Source organism: Duganella sp. Dugasp56, from assembly GCF_047304105.1.
Taxonomy (GTDB): Bacteria; Pseudomonadota; Gammaproteobacteria; order Burkholderiales; family Burkholderiaceae_D; genus Rugamonas; species Rugamonas hordei.
This window is the reverse complement of record NZ_JBGLYQ010000086.1, coordinates 1-11,760: the sequence shown is the minus strand read 5'-3', so window position 1 is coordinate 11,760 and position 11,760 is coordinate 1. Positions and strand designations below refer to the sequence as shown.

At 66.0% G+C, this 11,760-nt stretch carries 14 protein-coding genes; 13 read left to right on the top strand and 1 reads right to left on the bottom strand.

Annotation, left to right across the window (positions count from 1 at the left end; translation table 11 throughout):
- The 5 genes from ACCD07_RS31685 to ACCD07_RS31665 all read left to right on the top strand — a co-directional run.
- The coding region (locus ACCD07_RS31685; RefSeq protein ID WP_413449630.1) for a hypothetical protein at positions 1-945 on the top strand (945 nt) is incomplete at its 5' end.
- Positions 946-1,050: 105 nt separating this feature from the next.
- The gene (locus ACCD07_RS31680; protein WP_353403661.1) at positions 1,051-1,179 is read left to right on the top strand and encodes a hypothetical protein; all 129 of its coding nucleotides are present in this window, start codon (positions 1,051-1,053) and stop codon (positions 1,177-1,179) included.
- Between the two features lie 37 nt (positions 1,180-1,216).
- Complete coding sequence (locus ACCD07_RS31675; RefSeq protein WP_413449629.1) at positions 1,217-2,818, top strand: class I SAM-dependent methyltransferase; 1,602 nt, start codon at positions 1,217-1,219, stop codon at positions 2,816-2,818.
- Positions 2,815-4,356, top strand: coding sequence for a class I SAM-dependent methyltransferase (locus tag ACCD07_RS31670; protein WP_413449628.1), 1,542 nt, complete (start codon positions 2,815-2,817; stop codon positions 4,354-4,356). The genes ACCD07_RS31675 and ACCD07_RS31670 overlap by 4 nt, the downstream gene beginning before the upstream one ends.
- A gap of 147 nt (positions 4,357-4,503) precedes the next feature.
- The gene (locus ACCD07_RS31665) at positions 4,504-4,938 is read left to right on the top strand and encodes a hypothetical protein (protein ID WP_413449627.1); all 435 of its coding nucleotides are present in this window, start codon (positions 4,504-4,506) and stop codon (positions 4,936-4,938) included.
- A 19-nt stretch (positions 4,939-4,957) separates the two neighbouring features.
- Here the strand turns inward: ACCD07_RS31665 and ACCD07_RS31660 are convergent, their stop codons facing one another.
- On the bottom strand, positions 4,958-5,542 hold the full coding sequence (locus tag ACCD07_RS31660) for an RNA polymerase sigma factor (RefSeq protein WP_353403668.1): 585 nt from the start codon (positions 5,540-5,542) through the stop codon (positions 4,958-4,960).
- Between the two features lie 280 nt (positions 5,543-5,822).
- Here ACCD07_RS31660 and ACCD07_RS31655 point away from each other — a divergent pair, with 280 nt between their 5' ends.
- The 8 genes from ACCD07_RS31655 to ACCD07_RS31620 all read left to right on the top strand — a co-directional run bounded on the left by ACCD07_RS31655 (position 5,823) and on the right by ACCD07_RS31620 (position 11,638).
- Positions 5,823-6,626 (top strand): hypothetical protein, encoded by an 804-nt coding sequence (locus ACCD07_RS31655; protein ID WP_413449626.1) that lies wholly within the window; start codon positions 5,823-5,825, stop codon positions 6,624-6,626.
- Positions 6,627-6,660: 34 nt separating this feature from the next.
- Complete coding sequence (locus ACCD07_RS31650; protein ID WP_413449625.1) at positions 6,661-7,152, top strand: hypothetical protein; 492 nt, start codon at positions 6,661-6,663, stop codon at positions 7,150-7,152.
- A gap of 37 nt (positions 7,153-7,189) precedes the next feature.
- Positions 7,190-7,516 (top strand): hypothetical protein, encoded by a 327-nt coding sequence (locus ACCD07_RS31645; RefSeq protein WP_176650705.1) that lies wholly within the window; start codon positions 7,190-7,192, stop codon positions 7,514-7,516.
- Positions 7,513-7,965 (top strand): hypothetical protein, encoded by a 453-nt coding sequence (locus ACCD07_RS31640; protein ID WP_413449624.1) that lies wholly within the window; start codon positions 7,513-7,515, stop codon positions 7,963-7,965. The genes ACCD07_RS31645 and ACCD07_RS31640 overlap by 4 nt, the downstream gene beginning before the upstream one ends.
- Entirely contained in the window at positions 7,943-8,248 is a 306-nt protein-coding gene (locus tag ACCD07_RS31635; protein ID WP_176650707.1) for a hypothetical protein, read from the top strand. The genes ACCD07_RS31640 and ACCD07_RS31635 overlap by 23 nt, the downstream gene beginning before the upstream one ends.
- The gene (gene sctV, locus ACCD07_RS31630; protein WP_413449623.1) at positions 8,245-10,335 is read left to right on the top strand and encodes a type III secretion system export apparatus subunit SctV; all 2,091 of its coding nucleotides are present in this window, start codon (positions 8,245-8,247) and stop codon (positions 10,333-10,335) included. Before ACCD07_RS31635 ends, sctV begins: the two co-directional genes overlap by 4 nt.
- A 151-nt stretch (positions 10,336-10,486) precedes the next feature.
- The gene (locus ACCD07_RS31625; protein ID WP_413449622.1) at positions 10,487-11,161 is read left to right on the top strand and encodes a hypothetical protein; all 675 of its coding nucleotides are present in this window, start codon (positions 10,487-10,489) and stop codon (positions 11,159-11,161) included.
- 57 nt (positions 11,162-11,218) lie between these two features.
- Positions 11,219-11,638, top strand: a complete 420-nt coding sequence (locus ACCD07_RS31620; protein WP_353403675.1) for a hypothetical protein — start codon at positions 11,219-11,221, stop codon at positions 11,636-11,638.
- Positions 11,639-11,760 lie beyond the last annotated feature (122 nt).

The following is an 11,760-nucleotide window of genomic DNA, read 5'->3' as shown; positions in this document are numbered from 1 at the left end:
ATGAAGCAGATGGCCGACACCGGCTACCTGACGGGCAAGGACGGCAAGACCATCCAGGTGCCGCCGGAAGTGCAGCAGGCCGCCAAGACCTATATGGCCAACGACGGCGAGCTGTTCAAGAAAATCGAGTCGGCCACCAACGGCCAGCACGATGGCCTGCTGGCGACCTGGGACGCCGACGCCGCGGTCAAGGACGGCAGCGTCTCGGCCAACGGCGGCCCCAATGGCACGCCGACGCCGGGCGGCCAGCCGCCGGTCGCCACTACCGGCAGCGGCAACACCAACCTGCCGTCCGATTCAAGCGCGGTCAACACCATCAAGAACTTCCAGAACGACAAGAACACCGGCATGCTGTCCGACACCCAGATGAAGCAGATGGCCGACACCGGCTACCTGACGGGCAAGGACGGCAAGACCATCCAGGTGCCGCCGGAAGTGCAGCAAGCGGCCAAGACCTATATGGCCAACGACGGCGAGCTGTTCAAGAAAATCGAATCGGCCACCAACGGCAAGCACGACGGCCTGCTGGCGACCTGGGATGCCGATGCCGCCGTCAAGGACGGCAGCGTCTCGGCCAACGGTGGCCCTGGCCCGACCGGCACGCCGACGCCGGGCGGCCAGCCGCCGGTCACTGGAACTGGCAACAGCAACCTGCCATCCGATTCGAGCGCGGTCGGCACCATCAAGAACTTCCAGAACGACAAGGCCACCGGCATGTTGTCCGACACCCAGATGAAGCAGATGGCCGACACCGGCTACCTGACGGGCAAGGATGGCAAGACCATCCAGGTGCCGCCGGAAGTGCAGCAAGCAGCCAAGGCCTACATGGCCAACGACGCCGAGCTGTTCAAGAAAATCGAGTCGGCCACCAACGGCCAGCACGACGGCCTGCTGGCCACCTGGGATGCCGACGCCGCCCGCAAGGACGGCACCGTGTCCGCCTGAGTCTGAAAGGCGCGGTGCGGCAGCCGCGCCTTGATGCCGCAACACCGGAACCCGCACGGGTTCCGGCTCTCGTCTGGTGTACCCACTTTTTGATGGAGGAGTTTCATGAGCGAGCATTTTCTTGTCATTGATCAGGACCGCGATCCCGGCGCACCGCCGATGATCGATTTCGCCACCGGCCACCTGGACGACGGCTTCCCCTGGCACCGCATCCGCCGGCTGCACCGCAAATAGGCGTCCGCGCTTTTTCCCATCACTTGAAGGAATCTCCATGGATTGGCATGAAGGTTACGTTTCCGATATCGACTACGTCGCGGAGTTTTTTCCCGAGCAGAGTCCGTCGCTGCTCAGCTTTGCCTGCATACTCAACGGCGTGGAACCGGTCGCGCTGGATCGGCCGTTCACATATTTCGAACTGGGTTCCGGCCAGGGCTTGACCGCCAATGTGCTGGCCGCCGCCAATCCGCTGGGGCGCTTCTATGCGGCGGACTTCAATCCGGCGCACATCGCCGCCAGCCGCCAGTTGGCGGAAAGCGCCGAACTGGCCAATGTGGAATTCCTGGAAAGCAGCTTCGCCGACCTGGCCGATGGCGCCGTGAGCTTGCCGCAGTTTGATTTCGTCACGCTGCACGGCGTCTACAGCTGGGTCAACGCCGAGAACCGGCGCCATATCGTGCGCTTCCTCGCGCGCTACCTGAAGCCGGGCGGCATCGCCTACATCAGCTACAACGCGATGCCGGGCTGGAGCACGACCTTGCCGCTGCAGCGCCTGATCCTCGAGCATGTCGACCTGTATCCCGGCAGCCGCCACCAGCAGATCGAACACATGCGCAAGCTGGTGGGCGGGCTGGTGCAAAACAACGCCGCCTACTTCGCCAACAATGCCGGCGCCGGCCTGCGCACCTACCTCGACGCCGCCATGACCGGCGACGCCGACTGGTCCAGCTACCTGGCGCATGAATACATGAACCGTGGCTGGGAGCCCCTGTACCACGCCGACGTGGTGCGCGACGTGGCCGCCGCCAAACTTGATTATGTCGGTTCGGCCGGCCTGTCGTGGGCGCTGCCGGCGCTGTACCTGACGCCGGCGCAAAGCGCGCTGCTCGACACCATCGCCGACCCTGCGCTGCGCGAGACCATCAAGGACTACATGAAGAACACCTGCTTCCGCAAGGACGTGTTCGTGCGCGGAGCGCGCCGCATGGGCCCGGAGCGCCAGCGGCAATGGCTGGAACAGAGCGGCATCGCCTTGACGGTGCTGCCCGAGCAGCTCCATGCCGGCCTGAAGTTCCCGGCCCAGGGCGCCAATCCGCCGGCCGCCTACGCGCCGTTGCTGGCGGCGCTGGGGCAGGGGCCGCGCACCTTGCTGGAGCTGGCGCGGCTGCCGGCCATGGCGCCGCATACGCTGGCCGAGATCGCCGAAGCGGCGGCGCTGCTGGCCGACACCGGCCAAGCCGCCCCGTACTTCCTCGGCGCCGCCGGCGCCGACACGTCGCCCGCGCGCCGGCTCAACCTGGCCATCGCCGGGCAGGCGCGCGGCGACGAGGCGGCCTACCGCGTGTTTGCCGCGCCGCTGCTGGGCAGCGGCATCAAGGCGCCGCTGTTCCAGCGCCTGGTCTACCGCGCCGTGCTGCCGGCCGTGGCGGCGCAGGCGCTGCCGCTCAACGTGGACGCGATCGCCACCCAGGTCTGGCGGCAGATGGTCGAACAGGGCCGGGCGGTGGTGCGCGACGAGCTCGAACTCGATTCGGAGGACGAGATCATCAGCGGCATCTGGGCCACGGTGCAAGCCATACTTGAACGGCGCAGTCCGCTATGGCGCGGCCTGCTGATGTTGCCGCCGCCATTGCATACAGAGGAGTGCGAGCAATGAACTGGAATGACGGTTACGTATCCAATATCGACTACCCGGCCGCGTTTTTCCGCGAACAGAGTCCCACCCACCTGAGTTTCGCCTGCGTGCTCAACGGCTACGAGCCGGTGCCGCTGGACGGCCATTTCACTTACATGGAACTGGGCGCCGGCCAGGGCCTGACGGCCAACATCCTGGCCGCCAGCCATCCTCGGGGCGAGTTTTACGCGGTCGACTTCAGTCCGTCGCAGGTGGCCGCGTCGCGCCAGCTGTCGTCGGCGGCGCAACTGAACAACCTGACGCTGCTGGAAAACAGCTTTGCCGAACTGGCCGCCGGCAAGGTGGCGCTGCCGCAGCTGGACTTCATCACCATGTATGGCGTCTACAGCTGGGTCGACGCCGACAACCGCCGGCACATCGCCGACTTCATCAACCGCTACCTGAAGCCGGGCGGCATCGTCTATCTCAATTACAACGCCATGCCGGGCTGGACCGCGGCGCTGCCGTTGCAGCGTCTTATCCTTGAATATGCGCAGCGCGACAGCCATCCGCGTCCGCAGCAGGTCGAGCATGTGCGCGCGCTGGTCGGCGGCCTGGTCGACAGCGGCGCCGACTTTTTCAAGGGCAATCCGGACCTGCAATACCGCATCGATTCGCTGATGCGCGACAAGGCCCACTACCTGGCGCACGAATACATGAGCACCGGCTGGCGGCCGCTGTACCACGCCGATGTGGTGCGCGACATGGCCTCCGCCAAGCTCGACTACATCGGCTCCGGCGAGCTGTCGCGCAGCTTCCCCCAGCTGTTCCTGACCCCCGAGCAGCTGGACCTGCTGCAGACCGTGCCGGACCTGGCGCTGCGCGAGACGATCAAGGATTACCTGACCAATACCAGTTTTCGCGAGGACATCTTCGTGCGCGGCGCGCGCCGCATGACGCCGGCGCGCCAGGAACACTGGCTGCGCCAGGTCGGCCTGGCGTTGACCGCCTTGCCCGGCCAGGCCACGCTGGCGCTGAAGCTCCCCATCGGCAACATCGACGTCGACGCCGCCACCTACCAACCGGTGCTCGACGCGCTGGCGCTGCGGCCGCACACCCTGGACGAACTGGCGGCGCTGCCCGCGCTGGCCGGCTGCAGCCTGCTGCAAATCGGCGAGATGGCGGCCTTGCTGACCGCCTCGGACCAGGCCTCGGCCTACTTCACCGGCGCCGCCGCCACCGCGCCCGACGCGGCGCGCAAGATGAACGCCGCCGTGGCGCAGGCGTCGCTGTTTGGCGACCAGTACCAGGCCCTGGCGTCGCCGCTGCTGGGCAACGGACTCAAGTCCGGGCTGGTGCAGCGCCTGGTGTACGGCCTGCTGCAACAGGAAGCGGAACCGGCCGACACGGTCAACTGGGCCCGCCGGATCGGCGCCATCCTGCGCAGCCAGGGATTGCACCTGAACAAGGACGGCAAGGCTTTGGTGGACGAGGACGACCTGCACGCCGAGCTGTGCTACCTGACCGAGGCCATCGTACGACAGCGGGCGCCGGTCTGGCGCGCGCTGCACATGCTGTAGCGCAACCCATCTCCGAGCCTCGCATCAGGGGCTTTGCCCGGCACGGTCCGCGAAAATGCGGCCTGCCGCGGCTCGCCTGGGATAAAATAATCAGATCGACACCCATCGGCCGTGGCACTCCGGCGCCGATTTTACAAGGCCATCATCTTGCGACGCGACGAAGACAAGCACCCCGACGACGACTTTTCCGTGACAGCCGTGCAGCGCCTGTTGCAGGAGATGGTGGAGTTGTCCGACCAACAGACGGCGGGACCGCCGATGATCGAACTGCTGATCGGCGACATCCTGACCCGCACCGCGCTGGCCTCGGGCGGCGCGGAACACTGGCTGTCCATCACGGCGCTGCTGCAGACGGCGGAGCAGCCGGGCTACAGCCCGCATCCGCCGGCGCCTGGCGCCGACCAGCGCCTGATGTCGATCGATTTTCTGTGGCATGCCGATGAAGGGCGCTACATCGTGGTGCGCAAGGTGCCGCTGCAGGAGTTGCGCGACGAGCGCGACGTGATGGATGCCATCCTGGCCACGGCAGACATGGCCAGGGGATATTTCGCGGCGGCCTGCGCCGGCCAGAGTCCGGCCTGAGACGAGCGCGCCGGCGCCATCAGCGAAAGCCGTGGGACACGCCATTGCCGTCGCTGGCGGCGCCATATTCACTACGCACCGCCGCCCGTACCCGCGACACCCGCGAGCGCACCGTGCCGATCGGGATATGCAGCTGTTCGGCCGCCTCCTCGTAGGTGGCGTCGCCGTCCAGCACCGCCTCGAAGGTCGAGCGTATCCGGACCGGCAGCTGGTCCAGCATGGCGCCTACCTTTTCCGCGATCTGGCGATACTCGAACAGCAGAGCGGGATCGGCATACACGTCTGCGATCTGGTCCATGAAATCGTCGTCGACCGCATCGTAGCGGTCGGCCGCGTTGCGGCGCACCTGGTTGCGCGCCAGGTTCAGCGCGATGCCGAACAGCCAGGTCGACGGCTTGGACAGGCCGGAAAAACGATGCGCGCACTTGGCCACCTCGATGAAGGTGTTTTGCACCACGTCCTCGGCGTCCTCGCGGTTGCCGACATAGCGCTGCACAAAGCGCAGCAGGTGGGTGCGGTGGGTGGTGTAGAGCTTGACGATGTCGATGCCGGGGTTGGCGGCCTCGGCCAACGCTGATTCGCCGGCGGAAACTGTCTGGGTCATGATGTTCTCCTTGCTGCATGTGTTGGTGGGGAAACAGCCTGCCGGCGCAAGCACTGCTTGATCGCCGTTGCGGCTGGGTATGGATGGACGATAGCAGCGCAAGCGGCCTCTGCATCGGTTCGGTGAACATTCGTGAGACATTGAATAAAATTGAGAAACCGGCGCGCTGTTTCAGCGACAATGAGGGAACTCAAGCACCGTCTCTGCCACTCAGCGCGGCGCCCGCCCGCGCATGGCCGCCCTGATGGAACCGGCTCATGGCCAGTCGCCACTGATGGCCATGAACATGCAAATCAACCGCTTCAGCAACAACAACGCGCCCGAGACGCCGGCGCCGGTGCGCCACCACGCCCGGCACGTGAGCCGGCAAGGGGTGTTGTCCGCCAACGTCGCCACGGCCACCGAACTGACGCCGCTCGACGCCATCAACGGCCAGGCCGGGGTGCGGGAAGGCGTGCACTTCAAGCGGCGCACGCTGAGCCAGCGCGCCGCCACGCCCACGCGCCAGCCACGGCAGCCGAACAAGAAAGAGACGCAGAAAAAGTCGCGGCTCGACGCCAGCTACCAGGAAGGCGACGACGATGACGATCTGCTCAACATGTCGCCGGTGGAAGACACGCTGGACATGCTGCGCGAGGACAGCGGCCGCGCGCGCCAGGAAGAGGTCGAGGCCATGCTGGCGGAATATTTCCAGCCCATGCAGCGCTACAACATCCTGCACGACGCGCTGGAAAAGCTGGAAGACCAGCCCATCAGCAAGATGAAGAAAAATTCGCTCAGGAACGCGCTCAATGAAATGATGAGCGAGCTGATGGAGCGTCATCCGCACGAGATGCGCCGCGCGCTACAGGAGTCGGATGAACTGGTGAACTCGCTCGAGGCCATGGCCGGCCAGGACGGCGAATCCCGGAAGCTGCCATCGACGCGCGACCTGCGTTTCCTGATCGGCGCCAAAACCCGGGGCAATTTCGACGCGCCGCTGTCGCCGCTGACGATGCTGAAAGCCCTGATCAAGAATTTCGGTCCCGACAAATGCCTGAATGCGATGACCAGCCTGCGCTCGCGCATGATGTCGGGTTTTTGATGCGCCCTCTGGAGATACGATAGTGAAATCCGACTTGCGAAAAAACCCCCAGCGCAGCATGGGACGGTACTGGCTCACCATGTCCGATGCGTCGGCGTTCACGCTGGTGCGTTCCAGCGTGACCCTGGCCGAAGCCTTGCGCCGCGACCTGGCCGAGAAACTCAAGGTGGTGGCCGAGCCGAGTCCGGTGGAAATCGCCACCGTGCTGCTGACCGCCGCCGAAGCCGGCTGGGGCAAGGGCAAGGCCAACCAGTTGATCTCGCAGATCGTCGGCAGCCACAAGCCGGACATCGAACAGCGGGGCGGCATCTGCCTGTTCCTGCGCGACACGCTGGCCCAGCTGCCGCTGACCTTGTGGCCGCAGGACAAGCTGCCGGCGCGCCGCGAGCTGCTCGAGGAACTGGCGCGGCAAGTCAGCCTGGCGCACGCCGACGTGCCGACCTTGCCCACGCGCGATGAAATCCGCGAGCAGGAATGGCGCGACCAGATCGCCGGCTTGCGCCGCGAAGCGCAGCGCCAAGCGTAAGGCGGGCGCGGCAGTTTAACCGGGAGAGGAGGGAAGAATGGAAGAATTGCTCAATGTACTGGCGTCGGAAGCGCGCATGCAGCAGGCCGTGGCCATGAACACGCTGGAGAACGGCATGCACGTGTTTGTCTATCCGCTGGACAGCGGCATGCTGGTGGCGCTGGGCGCGAGTCCGGACATGGGATTGCAGGCCGCGGCCGTGCTGAAGAAGCGGGCCGACGACCTGCCGCGCTTCGGCGCCTGGCTGCCGGCCATGTTCAACGACGGCAGCCTGTACCTGCTGCGCCGCATGACCGAACACGGCGACGACATGTCCTCGTTGTCGGCCGAACAATGGGACGCGGCCGGGGAGTTGCTCAGTTGATCAGCCGTCAATCCGGTGTCGTCGACCGGGCCAGGCATCTCGACGTCGGCGAACTGGCCGAAATCCATCGCGTCGCCGAAACCGAACCGGTCCCCAGGGCGCGCGCCGACCTGCTGTCCGCCGAAGAAGACCTGTCGCTGCCGGCCGAGGCGTTTCCGGCCGATCCTGCGATGGCGCTGCTGACCGGCGTGCTGGGCGCGCAACTGAGCACCGACAACCGCGTCTGGCGCGGCGATCCGGTGCCGGGCCTGCGCGGCCTGGAGCGGCTGCTGCTGGCCCACGCGCTGGCGCAGGAGCCGGCCGGGCGCAGCCCCTGCCTGCAGGCGATCCGCGTGGTCGAGCTGGCGGTGCTGTGGCGCTTGCGCTGGCAGCAGATGCGGCGCAGCGACGTCGAAGTCAACCTTACCCCACTACAAGAGGTGTCCGATGAGGAAACGAGTCCCGCGTGAGACCATGGCCGACGAGCTGCAGCTGGCCATCGGCCTGGTCTGGGGGCATCTGAACGCCTACCAGTATGAGGAAGCGCATCAGCTGGCCAGCGGCTGCCTGCAGCTGTGGCCGGACGAGCCGCGGCTGTTCATGATGGCCGCCTTCGCCGCGGCCGAATTGCTGGAGCCGGTGGACCGGGCACGCTTGCTGGCCATGCGTACGCCGCAGAACCAGGCCTGGATTGCGCTGGTGCTGCGGCGGATGGAGTGGCATGAGCCGGCGGCGCACGGGGAGCACGCATGAAGGCGATGGGCGTGGTGCTGTTGTTGAACAAATTCTCGGCGCGGCTGGCACAGCGCGCCGAGCTGCTGGCCGCCGGGCTGGTGATCGGCATCGTCTTCATGCTGGTGCTGCCGATGCCGGTCTGGCTGCTCGACATGCTGATCGCGCTGAGCCTGTGCGCCTCCGGGCTGATCGTGGTGGTGGCCATGTACATGGCAGGTCCCACCGCATTCTCGACCTTTCCGGCGGTGCTGCTGCTGACCACGCTGTTCCGCCTGGCCATATCGGTCTCGACCACGCGCCTGATTTTGCTCGAAGGCGACGCCGGCCATATCGTTGAAACCTTCGGTAATTTCGTCGTCGGCGGCAACCTGGTGGTCGGCCTGGTGATCTTCCTGATCCTGACCGTGGTGCAGTTCATCGTCATCACCAAGGGTTCGGAGCGGGTCTCGGAAGTGTCGGCCCGCTTTTCGCTCGACGCCATGCCGGGCAAGCAGATGTCGATCGACAGCGACTTGCGCGCCGGCATCCTGACCGCCGAGGAGGCCAAGAGCAAGCGCGCCACGCTGGGCCAGGAAAGCCAGTTGCACGGCGCCATGGACGGCGCGATGAAATTCGTCAAGGGCGACGCCATCGCCGGCCTGTGCATCGTGTTCATCAACCTGATCGGCGGCATTTCGATCGGCATCGTCCAGCACAATATGGACGCGGCCGAGGCGATGCGCGTGTATTCCATCCTGTCGATCGGCGACGCCCTGATCGCCCAGATTCCTGCGCTGCTGATCTCGCTGGGCGCCGGCATCATCACCACCCGCGTCAGCAAGGATGACGGCGAGGAGGGCGAGACCAACATCGGCCGCGACATCGTCGGCGAACTGTTCGCCGAACCGAAGGCGCTGCTGACGGCGGCCGGCATCATGCTGCTGTTCGGCCTGATCCCGGGCATGCCGACGCTGGTGTTCATCGGCCTGGCGTGCGGACTGTGCCTGGCCGGCGTGATCGGCCTGCTCAAGCCGCTGGCCGACGCAGAGCTGCAGCGCGAGTCGGACGAGCTGGAACTCAAGAACGCCGGCATCGTCGACCTCACCAATTTCTCGGCCACCACGCCCTTCCTGCTGCGCATGCCCGAAGCGCTGCGCAGCACGCCGCAGGCCGAGGTGATCCGGTCGGCCGTGCGCATCATGCGCAACGGCATGCTGGAGCGGCGCGGCATTCCCGATCTGAAGCCGATCGAATTCGAATTCAACGACAGCACGCCGGCCGGGCGGGTGCAGTTCATGATGGCCGAGGTGCCGTTGGTCGACGACGAGATGCTGCTGGGCTGGGCCGCCACCCGCGAGCCGCTGGAGCGGGTGCAGGAACTGGGCTTCACCGCGATGGAACGCAATATCGCCGGTTCGCGCCGGCGCCGGGTCTGGCTGCGCATCGACGACGAGGAGCAGCTGATCCTGGCCGGCATCCAGTTCCAGCGTTGGGAGCAGGTGTTCGCCGCCGACATCGAAGTGGAAATGCTGCGCAATTGCCAGATGTTCGTCGGCGTCAACGAGGTGATCCGGTTCACCCGCTGGGCCGAGCGCCGCTATCCCGAGCTGGGCAAGGAAGTGATCAAGACAGTGACGCTGCCGCGCCTGACCGAGGTGGTGCAGCGCCTCACGCGCGAAGGGGTGTCGCTGCGCAATGCCCGCCTGCTGCTGGAAACCACGCTGGATTGGGCACCCAAGGAGCGCGACCCGGACGTGATCGCCGACTATGTGCGGCTGGCCTACAAGCGGCAGCTGTGCCACGAAGTCGCGCGCGACGGCCTGATCGAGGTGATCCTGCTGTCGCCGGAACTGGAAGACCAACTGCGCAATTCCATGCGGCAAACCAGCCAGGGCAGCTACCTCGACATCGATTCCGAGCTCGAGCAGATGCTGCTGGACCGGCTGGAGCAGCTCTCCACCAACGTCAGCACCCCGATCACGCCGCCGGTGCTGGTGACGGCGGCCGACATCCGCCGTTCGGTGCGCAAGCTGATCGAAGAGGAATTCTTCCCTGTGCCGGTGTTTGCCTTCTCCGAGCTGACCCAGCACGCCAAGGTCAAGCCGGTCGGCATGATCGAACTCTAAGCAGTCCGGCGGCGGCGGAACTTCGGCGGCGGCGCCGACATATACCTGTATTCATCGGCCGCGCGCGCCATTCCGGCGCCTGGGGAATTCCCTGCCGGCCGCCACGGTTCCTCCAAAGGGGGAGCGGCATTACTTTTTTAGGATCATCATCATGAACATATCAGAGCTTATGGCGCAGTCGTTCCATGCGGCGCTGGGCATCGGAGGCGCGTCTGCGCCAGCGCAGGGAGAAGCGCCGCGGCGTCAGCGCATGCCGGTCGGACTGCGGTCCATCGCGAGCGCGGCGGACAGTTTCACGCCTGCCCGGCTAGGCAACTTGATGCGCGACTTCGGCCTGGACGACGCCAGCATCGCGGTGGCGACGCAGGAATCGGCCCGCATCATGCAGGAGCAGGTCGGCCACTTCCTCGGCGCCATCGGACGCCGCGCCGAGCAGCATCAGCCGGCGGGGCCGGAATCGCGGGATGGCGAGCACCATCCCGATCAGCCGGGACCGCCGCCAGGGAGCAGGCCACCATCCCGCGCGGCCAGCACGTCCACCGCGTCCGAACCGGACGAGCCGCCACCGCCGCCGCCGCGCCATCCAGTGCCGGCACAGCGCCATCCAGCGCTTGCCAGGATGTCGGACGAAGAATATTTGAAATTTATGCATGACCGCGACCACTACGTCGATATCGGCAGCAAGAATTCGCTGGCCTTGATCGGCGGCAGCGGGGGTAACAAGCGGCCGCCGTACTTGCGCGACCACGACCATGCGTCCAGCGCCGGCGACGGCGCTTCCAGCGCGGGCGACAGCGACGTGGATGACGATGACCACCACAGCTGATCCCGGTTCCCGCCTGACCGCCTGTCCCTGCCCGACGACTAACCACGGAGTGTCACCATGAGCCTTCCTTTGAAAGAAATACCGCGCAACCAAAGCTTGCCGATGAGCGAAGAGCAGGCGCTGCACATCATCGAACGCGCCAGCAAGGATCAGTTCCTGGCCCAGGACATCGAGCAGCTGCGCGACAAATGCTGCCTGTTCGTCAACGACATCATGCGCGAAGTGAACCTGGCGCTGGCGCAGCAAGACAAGCGGGTGCCGGCGCTGTTGCGCAGCAAGGAGGACACCGCCATCTCGCTGCGCGGCGCCGCGCGCGAGCGCGAACGCCTGGCCCAGCAGCGGCGCGAACTGGCCGAGGCGATGGTCATCGGCGCTCTGCTCAACAGTAACAATCCGGACTGGAACCCGCTCGACCCGGCCACCGACCGCAGCAGGGGCAGCCTGCTGCTGGCATTGCTGCGGTCGGCGCTGCCGTGATGCGGCATGCCCGCGGGGGGGGACCCGCGCCCGGCCAAGCCCCCGCAAAGCTATTTACACGGTATTTAGAATGGGCGCGCGGAAGTTTTAAATTTTAAATTTTAAAAGGGAAAACCCCCGGG